A 13,294-nucleotide genomic window follows, 5' to 3' on the forward strand; every position below is an offset into this window, starting at 1 on the left:
AAGTTCTGGGATAACGTGGGATGAAAGCTTGAGCTGATAAGCATTTGAGGAATTTTTTAAGGGCAAACCAGGTTGAACTTGATTTGCCCTTTATTTTGCACTGAATTTTAAAAATTACCTGGCATGCTTATTTTTTTTGTTTTTATTTTGCACTAATAATACTGCTAGCTGCTGAACTGATTGCGCGATCAATTACATTATACAATTGCTCGTGATATTCCTCTGGATAGTTGCTATTCACATCAATTTCAAAAACTATCTGATCTAGTACTCTAAACTTCACACTTGTCTTAAATTCTTGAGGCTTGGAGGCCTCCATAAATTGCTGTACTAGACCGCTGGTACTGTCTGGCATAAATCATTTTCTCCTTTTGTATTCTTTATACTCGTTTAAAGTCTGTTGTTTCATTTCAGGTTTGCTATCGTACTGTTTATAAATATCTGTAATCAATTCTGTTTTTGATTCAGGCGACATTACACGTCGCGAGTAATATAAAGCCACCTCAATAGTGAAAATCGCTAAAAGCAAGGTATCTTCATCAATATCAAGATTAATATTTTCTTCGGCCAATATAGCTTTATAAAATTTTAAAATAAATTCCGATTTATCATCTGGGTCCATCATTCGGTAAGTCGCATAGAGCGCACCTTCCGTTGATTCATAGCAGGCTGTCAGTAGTTTGCGCAAATCCTGGTTATTTTCTGGCTGCTGAGGTTCTAGTGCGGTTTTAAATGCCAGTTTATCGCTACTATCTACATTTTTCGCTTGTTTTGGTTTTATTTGAACAGCTTCAATTACGTACTTTTCCCTAGGTTGCTCCACCTTTTGCGAACTTTGCCCTTCTTTAAAAGGTTCTCTCTCCCCTGTCATTAACCATACTGGGTCTGCACCAGTTGCCTCGGCAATTTTATCGATGGTCTTTTTCTGTAATGAAGTACGGCCTTCTACCCAAATTCCAGTAAAAGTTCCTTTTGATAAACCAACACGTGTTGCAAAGCTATAAGGTTTCTCAAGTTCCTCGGCTGTCATTAGCAATTTTATACGTTCTTTTAATGGATTATTCAGTTCCGAATTATTTTTTCCGAATTGAGAACTCATGCCTGATCTGTCCTTTTGTGTACTTAATTTATAAGTCACTGTTTTAATTAATATTTAAAAAAGAACTAAAAAATAGTTCCTAAATTAAATTAGGAACTATTGACAGTTCTCTTTTAAGAACTTAATCTAGCGTTAGAAAGGGCAAACGCCCAATCTAACGGGTAAAAAAAATGCCAAATGGCAGGGAGGTTTTTCATGGGAACAATGCAAATGCCCACTGAAAAAGTTTGGGACAGACATGCAATTAAAGCTGAAATTGAGCGTAAAGGTCATACCTTAACTTCAATTGCAACTTCATACGGCATGCCTGCCCAAACAGTCCGCAATGCCTTGGATAAACCAAGCAAAAGCGGAGAAATTGCTATCGCCAAATTTCTGGGAATGCCGGTTCATGAGCTTTTTCCAGATCGTTGGACTAAAGATAACAAGCGTATTTACCCACGTTGCAACAAGATCAATTCGGCAGGTGAAGTATGAAGACACACTACAGCGTTGCTGAATTGCTTGAGCTGAATTTAAGTGGCTTACCTAAAACTCGCAAAGGACTAGATAAGTACTTATTACGCAACAGTTGGGAGTATAAAGAAGTTTCGTCCCGAGGCATAGGTGGAGTTCGCAAAGAGTATGCACCGCCGAGTAATTTTATGAACCAGATTCATAATTTAGTTCTCATTTCAAAGGCCAAGGATGAATCTGTTCAAGAACTGGCAGTGGTGGAAACTGCTGCACCAGTAGCTCAAAACGTGGCTGAGCTGTTCAACTGGCAACGGGAAATTGCTGAAAACCGTTTATTTGTCGTGCGCTACATTCAGCAGCAAATCAAACAAGGTACTAAAAAGACACCGGCGATCGAGCAATTTATTGCTGATGCTGAAGAGCTTTTGTTGCCTGAAGAAATGCAGCTTGCTGTTCAAAAAGCCAATGCCAAAGCTGGTGAAGGCCGTACCGTTTCACGTCGTAGCGTGTTCGACTGGGTTAAATCGGTAGAGGAAGCTGAACAACATAAAATCAATGTGATTAGTGTTCTGGCACCTAAAGCCCGTCGTTCAGATATTCCAGTCTGGGCAATGGATTTACTTAAGCTTTGGGCACAACCACAAAAACCGACCTTGGCTGCTGTGTTGGAATTACTTCCAAATTATTTAAAAGCCGATGTGCCTTGTCCTACCTACAACCAGGCATACCGTTTTATTAAAGAAAAAATGGGTAATGTTGAGGCGCAGCGCGGACGTATGGGCAACCGTGAGTTAAAGAACTTACAGCCTTTTATCCGTCGTGATACCGAGCAGCTTTTGCCAACTGATGTTTATACCGCAGATGGTCACTGCTTTGATGCGGAAGTTGCTCACCCTATGCATGGTAAGCCTTTCCGTCCTGAGATTACGTCCATTATTGATGTGGCTACTCGTCGGCTGGTTGGTTGGTCTATTGACCTTGCGGAAAGTGGTTGGGCAGTACTGGATGCAGTACGTATGAGTGCCTGTGAATGCGGTATCCCTGCCATTTTTTATGTGGACAACGGTTCTGGTTATAAGAACCAAATGATGGGAGCAAAAGGCCGTGGTGTGATGGCACGTTTAAATACTGAAATGAGCCATGCCCTGCCATATAACTCCCAGGCCAAAGGCTTGATTGAACGTAGTCACCAGACTTTATGGGTGAAGGCTGCCAAAAATTTACCGTCTTATATAGGTAAAGACATGGATGCTGAAGCCAGCAACAAGATGTTCAAGCTCACTCGTAGCGAAATCAAACAGATTGGTGTTTCCAAGGGTCTGATGAGCTGGACTGACTTTCTGAATTATGCGGCTGAAGTAGTCAATAACTACAACAACAAACCGCATAGCAGTCTGAAACGCATTACCGATGCTGTGACCTTAAAGAAACGTCATCAAAGTCCGTTAGAAGCCTGGAACGAAGCGTTAGAAATGGGTGCTCCGATCGACTGTGTTGAAGACTGGGACGCAGAGGATCTGTTCCGTCCTTATGAAGAACGCAAGGTACGTCGTGGCGAGATTGAGCTGTTCGGGAACCGCTACTTTAGCCAGGAACTTGCTGAATACCATGGGGATACAGTTTGTGTTGGTTATGACATCCACAATGCTGACCGAATTACGGTGCGTGATGAAGATGGCCGCCTGATTTGTTATGCATTCTGGAATGCCAATAAACGCAGTTACTTCCCGATGACCAAGGTTGAACAAGCTCGCCAGCGTCGTGCTGACGGACGTTTACGCCGCCTGGCTGTGAAGCAGGATGAAGTCTTGCAGGAAGTTAATCCACAGTTGGTTATTGAGCATATCGAGAATCAAACCGTTATTCCATTTAACCAAAACCAACATGCTGAATTGATGGCTGAGCTGAATGCTTTGCCTATTTCAAAACCTAAAGATGGCGTGATTTATTTTAAAGAAGCCAGTGCATTGAAAACAGTGAACGATGAGATGCCATCTATGACTGAAAGCAAAATTCAGAGATGGATTCGTTTAGACCAAAAATTTAACCGTAATGAGGAGATGAACGAAACAGACAAAACTTTCTGGGAATTTTTCCAAACCTCTAAAAAGTTTGGGGAACTTGAAGAAGAAGACGCTGAACTAAAAAGCTATTTAGCCCAGCGTCAGGGATAAAGCGGTATTTGCCGTACCACTTTAAAAACTACTTAACAACAATTTAATGGTGATTTATATGAACTCAAATGTCAATGCAATGGAGATGAGTGCTCCTGCTGGAATTGCACAGATCCGCAATATTTCACAGTGCTATACCGCTGTGAAGCGTACCTTGGAGCGCAATCCGCTGTTGCCTGGTATCTCTGCATACTACGGCCCAAGTGGCTTTGGTAAGTCTACCTCTGCCAATTTCGTGGCAACCAAAACCAATGCTTTTTATGTACAGGTAAAAAGTACATACACGAAAAAAGCTTTCTTGCAGGCTTTGCTGCGTGAGATGAGTATTCCTTATCCAGCAACTTTGTCTGAAATGATGGAACTGGCGAGTAGTGAATTGGCGAAGTCTGGTCGTCCTCTCATCATTGATGAATTTGACCATCTTGTTGTTGGCAACAAGGTTGAAATTGTACGTGACCTTTATGAAGCCAGCCAAGGGACGTTTTTGATCATTGGTGAAGAAATGTTGGCACGCAAGCTGGAAAAATGGGAACGCTTTCACGGCCGTATATTGAACTGGGTGCCTGCCCTACCAGCCGATCTGTCTGACACCAAACTGCTATGCAGTATTTATGCACCGAAACTGGAGATTGAAGATCCTGTGCTTGAACAGCTCTTGAGTTCAGTACGTGGTTCAACCCGTCGGGTATCAACCAATCTGGAAATGCTGAATGAAACCGCACTCGAAAATGGGGTTAAACACATCAGTCTAAAAACCTTAAAAACATTGTTGCCTGAAGGCTTTGTTACTGGCGAAAGCCCTAAACCACGTAGTTTCTAAGGATTGTTGTAAATGCAAGTTAGTACAAATTCGTCAATTTTGACACAGGGGAAAAATCTTATGGATGCAGGACAACCTTACCAATCACCGCGTCAACGGGTTTGGGCTGCCATTCGTAAGCATCGTAATGAATTCACGATTCAGCAGGTCGCTGAATTAGGTCAAATGAAATATGACAGTGCTCGTGACTTTATCACGGGTTTAAAAAATGCAGGAATCATTGCTGAAGTAAGACGTGAAAAGCTGCCAAATATGAGTAAAAAAATTGATCTGATCTTTTTCCAGTTGGTTGAAGATTATGGTTATAACGCCCCTTCAGTTGATCGAAAGGGAAATTTACTGGGTAAAAAGGCAACTGTGAATAAGGCGATGTGGAATACCTTGCGTATTACCAAGCAGCCCGTCAATGCACATGAACTTGCAGCTTTGTCGAGTACAGACGAACAAGCAGTTTCAGTAGAAACAGCAGATAGTTATTTACGTTTTTTGTTCCATGCAGGGTATTTGAAAGTTGCACGCGCAGCTCACCATGCAGTACGTAAAGCCAAATATCTTCTTCTGCCACATATGAATACGGGGCCTATTCCCCCACAGATCCAACGTGCAAAACAAGTTTTTGACCCAAACACAAATACCTTGATGTACACAGAACGCCCAGAACTCGAAGAAGAACTGAAGCATGGGACGCTGTTGCTCAACCATGAGGAAATTAATGATGAATAACCAAGCCCATATTGATCCAGAGTTACATGCTTTTGTTAAGCAAGACCGAATTCGTTTATTCACAGAACGCAATGAGTTCAAGGCTTTAGCTGAAAACTTTGAACGCGATCTTTATAACACCAAATACCGCAGCCGCAATGTGATTGGCATTTTAATGTTCATCATTGTGGTGCTCATTGGAGTAATCGCTTATGTCTCGAACTTCAGCTAAACCGGAATGGATCGTACTGGTTGAACAGCGCATAGAACAGCTCGGAAGCATTCAAAAAGTTGCTGAAGAGTTGGGATATGCCAGACCCAGTCTGTCACTGGCTCTACGCGGTAAATATGTTGGCAATACAGACCGCTTAGAGCAAACAGTTATGAAGGTGTTGGGTAGTGTTCACTGCCCTCACTTGAACCAGAAACTCAGCCCTGATGAGTGCATTAACTTCCGTGAACGTGATGCACCTACTCAGAACCCAGCAGAAATGCGGCACTGGCGAGCTTGTCAGCAATGTGATGTGGCTTGCAAAAAGAAAAAACGTAAAGAAATTTTTTGAGGGTAAATAGATGGCTGATTTAGCAGACATTGCTGGTGAAATTGCTGATGAGCGCCTGGCTCATACGCTTGAAAACCGTCAGCAATATAACGCTGAAAGTGAGTTTGAATGCCTTGAATGTGGCTGCCAGATTCCAGAACAACGTCGTGCCTTGGGTGGTGTGACACTTTGTATTGACTACCAAACGGTAGTTGAAATTCAAAACAAACAATATCGTTAATGGGGAAATAATGAACGCAATTGTAGAAGTTCCAGCAGGTTATCGTATTGATGCCAAAGGACGTTTGATCCCGGTTGATCAAATTAAAGCGATTGATATTGAACGTAGTGACTTGGTCGAACGTTTGATTGGTGGTGCCAAGCTGCTGCAGCAACAAATGCTGGCATTTAAAAAACTGGCATTTGGAGATATTGCTGCCTTTATTCAGCTTTCTGCTGAACAGCATGGCGTTCAATTAGGCGGCAACAAAGGCAACGTGACGTTATTCAGCTTTGACGGCAAGTACAAAATTGTGCGTCAAAGCCAGGAAAGCATTCGTTTTGATGAAAGCTTGCAGGCTGCCAAAGCGTTAATTGATGAATGTATTTCTGAATGGGCTGCCGGATCTAACGACAACATTCGTGTACTGATCAATGATGCCTTCCAGGTAGACAAAGAAGGAAAAATTTCAACTGGTCGTGTACTCAGCCTGCGTCGTTTAGACATTCGGGATGAAAAGTGGCTACGTGCAATGGATGCAATCAGTGACAGCATTATCGTGACTGACAGCAAAAACTATGTGCGCTTTTATGAGCGTGACAGTGAAGGCAAGTATCAAGCGATTTCGCTCGATTTTGCCAATGTTTAAACTTCAACAAATACAGGTAATAAAACCATGAACAAAGCAGAACTTATTCAACACATCGCAACTACTGCTGGAATTAATAAAACTCAAGCTACAGCTGCCCTTCAGGCATTTGAAACGGCTGTTATTGATAGCCTGGCTAATGGGGAAACGTTAGAACTTAAAGGCTTTGGTACTTTCAAAATTACCAAGCGTGAAGAGCGCCCAGGACGTAACCCTAAAACGGGTGAAACGCTGACTATCCCAGCAAGCAATAACCCAACTTTCAAGGCTGGTAAAGCGTTCAAAGATGCTGTGAATTAATGCAGATCAAAACCAACTGATTTAACAAAAACAAAAGGTCCCGCCTTTTGGCGGGATTTTTTTGGCCAAAATTTAGGAAATACTATGAAAACTAACTCAACAAAATTACTGATTCAACTACTTAAAGCCGTAATCGAAAACGAGGGAATTAATCTAGATACCTTAAATATCAAGATCAATATTGAAAACTCAGAACCTGTTGAAGCTGAGTTTACTAAAATTTTAGCGGCTTCTGATCTAGAACTTGAACAATTACAAACAGAGTCTATTACAACCGGATCACTTAGTCGCAGAACTTTCAATGAACGACAAACCGTTGTTTATAACGCCATAGTCCTTGCAGCACAAAAAGAAATGACCAAAGTACAGGAGAAAAACCATGCTTACTAAAGAACAGCAAGATCATGTACTCAAAGAATTAGACATTCCTTACAACAAAGTCATCCTGCATTGTGATGGCTACGATGTCACACTTCGACTGGTACGCATGAAAATGAAATTGGTCGTGGATATTTACGTTGACCAGATGTTTAAGGGGATCTGGCTGACTGAACCAGATAAACATCCAGAGGCAAAATTTTTACCGACTAAAAAAGTAAAAATATACAGTCAGAAATCTAAAGCTGAAATCATTAAAGTTTTTGGTAAACGTGAAGCCAAAAAATCATTTCCTGAATTAGACAAGGTCATTGAGGCGAAATCTTGTTATTTCACTTCACCAAAAGCTGCTCTTTCACACCTTATCAAAGTCAGCGATTCAATTGAACTTCTAACGGAGATGGCAGCATGACAAGAAAAATTCCAAATGAGACCTTAAGGGAGTGGTTATGCGCTAAACGTGGTAGAAGTTTAGCTTTATCCAAAAAGCTCAATTGTTCAAAACAATATACGTCCCAAATATCAAAAAACCAAAATGGCATCTCATTGAAAAAATGGGATCAAATTTCATGGGGTATGTTAGAAGTTGAAAATGATGAAAAGGTGGCATTATGAAAAAATCCTCCCGCAATGAACGCTTAGCTGCCATTCACATGGGCAAAAAAGCGCTGAATCTGGATGAGGATACTTACCGTGACATGCTTGAGCATGTCACTGGTAAGCGATCTGCCAAAGACATGGACATGAATGACTTGCTTAAAGTCATCCAGCATCTGGATCAGCTTGGATTTTCTAAACGCAATTTTGGCAAAAAGCCAAAAGTGAAGCTGTCTAAGGAGGCATTAATTGGCAAAATTGAGGCACATTTAACCGAGCATAAATTGCATTGGAATTATGCAAAAGGCATTGCAAAACAAATGTTTCAAAAAGAGGCGTTAGAATTTTGTACAGAAAATGAACTGTGGCGTATAGTGGCAGCATTGGAGTACAAAGCTAAGCGGGCCACTAATGAAACAAGACGAGTATTTAGACAAACTTCCTGAAAACCTTCGGCTGATTATTCAGCTCACTGACTATAGAACTGCCATGATTCTGATTAAGCATTATGGCGGTTCGGACTATAGTTTCCCTCCCCTAAAATCTATTTCTGAAAGCCATGAACTTGCTGAGCTGTTAGGATTCAATAATCTTAAAAAGCTCTGTCAGTTCTGGAATGGCGATACTGTTTACATTCCTAAATCTGACCGTTATCTGGGTATTTTACGTGATAAGCGTATTGAACAAGACCTGGAAGAATTAGGTGCATCATCGAATATTCAGCGTGAACTAGCTAAAAAATATAATGTCACGACACGCTGGATTCGGTCTGTCCGTAAAAATCAGGTCAGTAAGACGCCAGCCGTTTCAAAGTATGACCGACAGCTCGATATGTTTGCCTGCTAATTGCTTTTACTTTTTCTCCACTGACCGCCTCCGGGCGGTTTTTTTATGGAAGTAGTTCCGCAAGGAATAGATTGCAAAATCATCAAAACTTACAAGACGTTAAATAAGAGTTTATTTCAATGTCTGAAGTACAAAAAAAGAAATTTGTTTTATCCAGGCTGAGCTTAAGCCGTCTTGAAGGTGTTCACCCAGATTTAGTCAAAGTGGTTAAACGAGCAATTGAAATCACACTACAGGATTTCCTGGTCGTTGAAGGCATTCGAACTGAAGAGCAATGCTATATCAACTATGGCAAAGGCCGAACATGGGAACAATGCACAGCTAAAGGTGTACCTGCAAAATATGCCCAGCCAAAACTTGCCAAAGTCACCTGGCTGACTAATCCACTTTCTAGCAAGCACGTAACTGGTAAAGCAGTAGATTTAGTGCCTTACCCTGTGGACTGGAATGACTTATCTAAATTTAACCAAGTTGCTCAAGCCATGTTTGCTGCTGCAAAAGAGTTAGGTGTGTCGATCCGTTGGGGTGCCGATTGGGACAATGACGGTAAATACCGCGAAAAAGGTGAATATGACTCACCTCATTTTGAAATTTGAGGAGCTGACTAATGACCCATAAAAAATCAAAAATTCCACACTCCTTAATTCAATCTCTTGTTGCTAAAGGGGTTCAAGAGCAGCTGGAAAAACGTTGTGATGCTGATTACCGCGAAGGTTATGAAGAAGGCCAAAAAGATCTGCAAGCCCTAGTTAATGCAGATGAGTCTGAAAAGATTCAAAAGCTGCGTTTATCCATTTCAAGTTTAGAAAGTCAGCTGGATCAACAGGCATTCACACTGAGCGAAAAAAACCGTTTATTGCATGATGCAACCAAACGCAATACAGAAAAAAATCAGAAAATCCTGGAATTGGAACGTCAGCTTGAAGTTTCAAAAAATAACTTTGAAACCTTCAAGAAGGAACAACAAAGTTTAGCGGCATTAGGTTTTGTGGATAAAAGCTTCATTGTCCACAACTGGCGTGACAGCTGGAAATGGCTCAGTAACTGGTGTTTTGGCTTGGTGATGTTCTTTGCTGTTACCCCGCTTCCACCAGAACTGCTTGCAGTACTCCCAGAACATATCCGTTTCTATGTGATTGCCTGGATTGCTTTCTGCGGCATGGTCGGACGCTATATCAATCAAAGCCATGGCATTAAATCATGATCCTTAAAGTCTTCGTTCGTAAGCGTATCGAGGCTTCTTTGGTGTATGCCCTCTTTGACATCATTGAAGGTATACGGCATTCGATCCAAAGCATCAAACAGTTTAATAAGAGAATAAAACATGCAAAAAGTAATTTTTTCAAAAAGCGCCATCATCAGTCTTGCAGATTATGTTCTGAAAAATTACGGGCACATCAGCGAGACGATTGAGGCTGGGATTATTGCCACCAAAAAAACTTATAGCAATTCAAAACTGACGGCTTTAGCAGTCTATGACATGTTGCAAACAACAGCTAAATATATGCAAGCAGTTGAGAATGAAGGTGTTCTTAAAGGCGTTGCCAAGAAGGAAGCTGTGCTTGAATTCATAGTTAAAGAATACTTAGAAACTCAAGATGAAATTAAACAGATCTGGTCTGGCTGGCGAACTACGGTGTCCTGGTTTATTGATCAGTTGATTTCCATGCTGAACAGTGGCCGTCACGTTCTTCAGGCCTTTGTAGGTTAAGGGGGAAATGTGGCGATTCAATTAGAAGCTTATCAATGGATCATGATCCTGATCTCGATCATAGGCACAGTTATTACGACCATTAAAATTTTATGGGGTCGAATTGAAGAAAACCTGAATAACAACTTTCAAGTGATGCAAAACAAACTTGAAGATGTTGCTAAGCAATCTGCTCAAAACTCGGATGACATCCGTGATCTGGAACGCAAGTTCTATAAGTTTCAGATTGATTTGCCACATACCTATGTTGCCCGTGAAGACTACATTCGCGGTCAGACTGTGATTGAAGCCAAGCTTGATGCACTGGCTTCAAAAATCGAGAACGTTCAAATACGCCAAGGAATGAATAAACCATGACAGATCTTGTAAAAGCCCGCCGGGAAAATATGCGCTGGTTGTTACTGAATGCACTAAACAATGCGCGTCCATTGGGGGCTATGGATGTACTCGTTCTAACAGTCGTGCAAGCCATTTATCCAGATGCCACCGCCAATGAACTGCATGCACAACTAGCATATTTAGAAAATAAAGAGCTGGTGGATATTGAACGGCAACCGGATGGACATTGGCATTCTATTCTCAATTCTAACGGGATTGATATGGTGGAATATACAGTTGATTGCCCTGCTGGTATTGCTCGTCCTACAAAGTACTGGGGAGGTGCATAAATGGCGAAGCAATCTGCAATTGATCAATTAGACGAAGCTGACCGCAAGTGGCTTGATGCTCGACTGCGTGACCAAGGTTTTTGTGGTTATGTGGAAATTGCAGAGCTGCTTGCAGAACGTGGCTATAACGTCAGCAAATCCAGTGTGCATCGTTATGGTCAAAAGTTAGAACAGAAGTTGGCAGCGGTTCAGGCATCAACCCAAGCCGCAATTATGATTTCAGAAGCCGCGCCTGATGACAGCGATATGCGTACACAAGCCGTACTATCCCTGATGCAAACGCAATTATTTGACACGCTTATTGCATTACAAGAAGCAGGTGCTGAAGGCGTCGACCCAGCCAAGCGTTTAGCCCTGATTTCACAATGTGGTAAAGGTATTGCGTCATTAGCTCAAGCGTCCATTGGTCAAAAGAAATGGATGCTGGATGTGCGTGACCGTGTTGAAAAAGTGGCGAAAGCTGTTGAGGAAATTGTTACTAAAGGCGGTTTATCGCCAAAAGCTAAAGCCACTATTCGTAAAGAAATTTTAGGGATTGCCAAATAATGAATGCACCTGTCACGCCAGTACTTGAAGCCGACTTTGATGGTGAAGTCCCTGCGGTCCTATTACCTTATCAACAAGAATGGATTGCAGATACAAGCCAACTCAAAGTCGCTGAGAAGTCACGTCGTATTGGTTTGACATGGGCAGAAGCTGCAGATGCTGTACTGGATGCGATGTCTGAAGGCGGTCAGAACTGTTATTACCTTGGCTATAACAAAGACATGACGGTCGAATATATACAAGCCTGTGCCATGTGGGCAAAGGCTTTTGATGCCGCAGCCACCGAAATTGAAGAAAGCGTCTGGGAGGATGCCGATAAGCACATTCAGACTTTTATCATTCGCTTTCCTAATTCAGGTAAACGGATTGAAGCACTGACTAGCCGACCGTCAAACTTACGTGGTCGCCAAGGTCGAGTAATTTTGGATGAAGCGGGCTTCCATGAGAACTTGGATGAACTGCTTAAAGCAGCTTTGGCACTACTCATTTGGGGCGGTTGCGTCCGTGTGATCAGTACTCATGACGGTGAAGATAATCCATTCAATGAATTAATCAAAGAGATCCGTGCCGGAAAACGAAAAGGTACGGTACACCGCACCACCTTCCGTGAAGCGGTTGATCAAGGTTTATATAAGCGTGTTTGCCTGCGCAAAGGCATTGAATATAACAAGGCTGAAGAACAGGCATGGATGGATGATGTCTATAGTTTCTATGGTGATGCAGCCGATGAAGAACTGGATGTGATTCCAAGTAAAGGCGGTGGCCGATGGTTAAGCCAGGCATTGCTGGAACAGCGTCAAAAAGAAGTTCCGATTATCCGCTGGTCTGCACCAAAAAACTTTGAACAATGGTCTGAAGAGTCACGGCATACTGAAATTGAAGTGCTGTTTGAGACTTTGATTAAGCCACTGATTGACTCATTGCCTAAGAAAGTTAAAAGCTTCTATGGTCTGGACTTTGCCCGTCGTTCTGACCTTTGTGTATTTTGGCCGTTAATTGAATACCAGGACACTCGCAAGCACTGCCCTTTTGTGCTTGAGCTTTCCAACATGCCGTACAAACAGCAAGAGCAGCTGTTTAAGTTGATTGCCAAAGCATTACCAAACTTTAGCAAGGGTGCACACGATGCCACGGGTAACGGTGGTTATCTGGCTGAAGCTATGCAACTAGCCTTTGGTGAAAAAATTGAAGCGATTCATCTAAGTGAAGGCTGGTATCGGGAACATACGCCACATTTTAAAGCAGCGTTAGAAGATGGTGATATTGCCATCATTCCAAAAGACAAAGATATTATGGATGACCATCGTGCATTTGTACTGGTGAATGGTGTAGCACGTATTCCGCAAAAGAGATCCACTGGTGCAGATGGATTAAAACGACATGGTGACAGTGCAATTGCCCACTTGCTGGCGGACTATGCCAGCAAGAATCCAAGTGCGGCGATTGAGTTTATTGCGATTCCATCCAAGGATGAGATGGAATTAGAAATGAATAATGAGGGTTATGATTAGGATAGGGATGTTGGATGTATTTAAACCTTTTGATTTGTTTAAAAAATAACTAAAATATTCAAAATCTTGTATGAA

General features: G+C 41.9%; 23 protein-coding genes. 21 read left to right on the forward strand and 2 right to left on the reverse strand.

Annotated elements, in window-relative coordinates; all coding sequences use genetic code 11:
• Nucleotides 1-142: 142 nt before the first annotated feature.
• Entirely contained in the window at nt 143-355 is a 213-nt protein-coding gene (locus FB6_RS15515; protein ID WP_174560788.1) for a hypothetical protein, read from the reverse strand.
• A gap of 3 nt (nt 356-358) precedes the next feature.
• Nucleotides 359-1,099: a hypothetical protein gene (locus FB6_RS15520; protein WP_174560789.1), complete on the reverse strand. Its 741-nt coding sequence runs from the start codon at nt 1,097-1,099 to the stop codon at nt 359-361.
• A gap of 195 nt (nt 1,100-1,294) precedes the next feature.
• Here FB6_RS15520 and FB6_RS15525 point away from each other — a divergent pair, with 195 nt between their 5' ends.
• The 21 genes from FB6_RS15525 (at nt 1,295) to FB6_RS15625 (ending at nt 13,219) form a co-directional block, all read left to right on the forward strand.
• Complete coding sequence (locus FB6_RS15525; RefSeq protein WP_174560790.1) at nt 1,295-1,576, forward strand: helix-turn-helix domain-containing protein; 282 nt, start codon at nt 1,295-1,297, stop codon at nt 1,574-1,576.
• The gene (locus tag FB6_RS15530; protein WP_174560791.1) at nt 1,573-3,729 is read left to right on the forward strand and encodes a Mu transposase C-terminal domain-containing protein; all 2,157 of its coding nucleotides are present in this window, start codon (nt 1,573-1,575) and stop codon (nt 3,727-3,729) included. Before FB6_RS15525 ends, FB6_RS15530 begins: the two co-directional genes overlap by 4 nt.
• A 58-nt stretch (nt 3,730-3,787) precedes the next feature.
• Complete coding sequence (locus tag FB6_RS15535) at nt 3,788-4,549, forward strand: AAA family ATPase (RefSeq protein WP_254592257.1); 762 nt, start codon at nt 3,788-3,790, stop codon at nt 4,547-4,549.
• A gap of 60 nt (nt 4,550-4,609) precedes the next feature.
• The gene (locus FB6_RS15540; RefSeq protein WP_174560792.1) at nt 4,610-5,272 is read left to right on the forward strand and encodes a hypothetical protein; all 663 of its coding nucleotides are present in this window, start codon (nt 4,610-4,612) and stop codon (nt 5,270-5,272) included.
• Nucleotides 5,265-5,483, forward strand: a complete 219-nt coding sequence (locus tag FB6_RS15545; RefSeq protein WP_174560793.1) for a hypothetical protein — start codon at nt 5,265-5,267, stop codon at nt 5,481-5,483. Before FB6_RS15540 ends, FB6_RS15545 begins: the two co-directional genes overlap by 8 nt.
• Nucleotides 5,464-5,814 (forward strand): LysR family transcriptional regulator, encoded by a 351-nt coding sequence (locus FB6_RS15550; RefSeq protein WP_174560794.1) that lies wholly within the window; start codon nt 5,464-5,466, stop codon nt 5,812-5,814. The genes FB6_RS15545 and FB6_RS15550 overlap by 20 nt, the downstream gene beginning before the upstream one ends.
• Nucleotides 5,815-5,824: 10 nt before the next feature.
• Entirely contained in the window at nt 5,825-6,034 is a 210-nt protein-coding gene (locus FB6_RS15555; protein ID WP_174560795.1) for a TraR/DksA C4-type zinc finger protein, read from the forward strand.
• Nucleotides 6,035-6,044: 10 nt separating this feature from the next.
• Nucleotides 6,045-6,662 carry a DUF3164 family protein gene (locus FB6_RS15560; RefSeq protein ID WP_016167194.1) on the forward strand — a complete coding sequence of 206 codons (618 nt, stop codon included), beginning with the start codon at nt 6,045-6,047 and terminating at the stop codon, nt 6,660-6,662.
• A 27-nt stretch (nt 6,663-6,689) separates the two neighbouring features.
• Nucleotides 6,690-6,962, forward strand: a complete 273-nt coding sequence (locus tag FB6_RS15565; RefSeq protein ID WP_174560796.1) for an HU family DNA-binding protein — start codon at nt 6,690-6,692, stop codon at nt 6,960-6,962.
• An 84-nt stretch (nt 6,963-7,046) separates the two neighbouring features.
• Nucleotides 7,047-7,352: a hypothetical protein gene (locus FB6_RS15570; RefSeq protein WP_174560797.1), complete on the forward strand. Its 306-nt coding sequence runs from the start codon at nt 7,047-7,049 to the stop codon at nt 7,350-7,352.
• Nucleotides 7,342-7,752: a hypothetical protein gene (locus FB6_RS15575; protein WP_174560798.1), complete on the forward strand. Its 411-nt coding sequence runs from the start codon at nt 7,342-7,344 to the stop codon at nt 7,750-7,752. The genes FB6_RS15570 and FB6_RS15575 overlap by 11 nt, the downstream gene beginning before the upstream one ends.
• Nucleotides 7,749-7,955 (forward strand): hypothetical protein, encoded by a 207-nt coding sequence (locus tag FB6_RS15580; protein WP_174560799.1) that lies wholly within the window; start codon nt 7,749-7,751, stop codon nt 7,953-7,955. Before FB6_RS15575 ends, FB6_RS15580 begins: the two co-directional genes overlap by 4 nt.
• Nucleotides 7,952-8,383: a gp16 family protein gene (locus tag FB6_RS15585; RefSeq protein ID WP_174560800.1), complete on the forward strand. Its 432-nt coding sequence runs from the start codon at nt 7,952-7,954 to the stop codon at nt 8,381-8,383. Before FB6_RS15580 ends, FB6_RS15585 begins: the two co-directional genes overlap by 4 nt.
• A complete protein-coding gene (locus tag FB6_RS15590) occupies nt 8,349-8,783 on the forward strand; it encodes a Mor transcription activator family protein (protein WP_174560801.1) in 435 nt (144 codons plus the stop codon). Before FB6_RS15585 ends, FB6_RS15590 begins: the two co-directional genes overlap by 35 nt.
• Before the next feature lie 119 nt (nt 8,784-8,902).
• The gene (locus tag FB6_RS15595; RefSeq protein ID WP_174560802.1) at nt 8,903-9,379 is read left to right on the forward strand and encodes a M15 family metallopeptidase; all 477 of its coding nucleotides are present in this window, start codon (nt 8,903-8,905) and stop codon (nt 9,377-9,379) included.
• 11 nt (nt 9,380-9,390) lie between these two features.
• Nucleotides 9,391-9,987 carry a hypothetical protein gene (locus FB6_RS15600; RefSeq protein ID WP_174560803.1) on the forward strand — a complete coding sequence of 199 codons (597 nt, stop codon included), beginning with the start codon at nt 9,391-9,393 and terminating at the stop codon, nt 9,985-9,987.
• 120 nt (nt 9,988-10,107) lie between these two features.
• The gene (locus tag FB6_RS15605; RefSeq protein WP_174560804.1) at nt 10,108-10,494 is read left to right on the forward strand and encodes a hypothetical protein; all 387 of its coding nucleotides are present in this window, start codon (nt 10,108-10,110) and stop codon (nt 10,492-10,494) included.
• A gap of 9 nt (nt 10,495-10,503) precedes the next feature.
• The gene (locus FB6_RS15610; RefSeq protein WP_016167204.1) at nt 10,504-10,851 is read left to right on the forward strand and encodes a hypothetical protein; all 348 of its coding nucleotides are present in this window, start codon (nt 10,504-10,506) and stop codon (nt 10,849-10,851) included.
• Complete coding sequence (locus FB6_RS15615) at nt 10,848-11,162, forward strand: hypothetical protein (protein ID WP_174560805.1); 315 nt, start codon at nt 10,848-10,850, stop codon at nt 11,160-11,162. The genes FB6_RS15610 and FB6_RS15615 overlap by 4 nt, the downstream gene beginning before the upstream one ends.
• Nucleotides 11,163-11,708 carry a DUF3486 family protein gene (locus tag FB6_RS15620; protein ID WP_174560806.1) on the forward strand — a complete coding sequence of 182 codons (546 nt, stop codon included), beginning with the start codon at nt 11,163-11,165 and terminating at the stop codon, nt 11,706-11,708.
• A complete protein-coding gene (locus FB6_RS15625; protein ID WP_174560807.1) occupies nt 11,708-13,219 on the forward strand; it encodes a hypothetical protein in 1,512 nt (503 codons plus the stop codon). Before FB6_RS15620 ends, FB6_RS15625 begins: the two co-directional genes overlap by 1 nt.
• Nucleotides 13,220-13,294 lie beyond the last annotated feature (75 nt).

It is taken from the genome of Acinetobacter bouvetii (assembly GCF_902753875.1).
Lineage (GTDB): Bacteria > Pseudomonadota > Gammaproteobacteria > Pseudomonadales > Moraxellaceae > Acinetobacter > Acinetobacter bouvetii_A.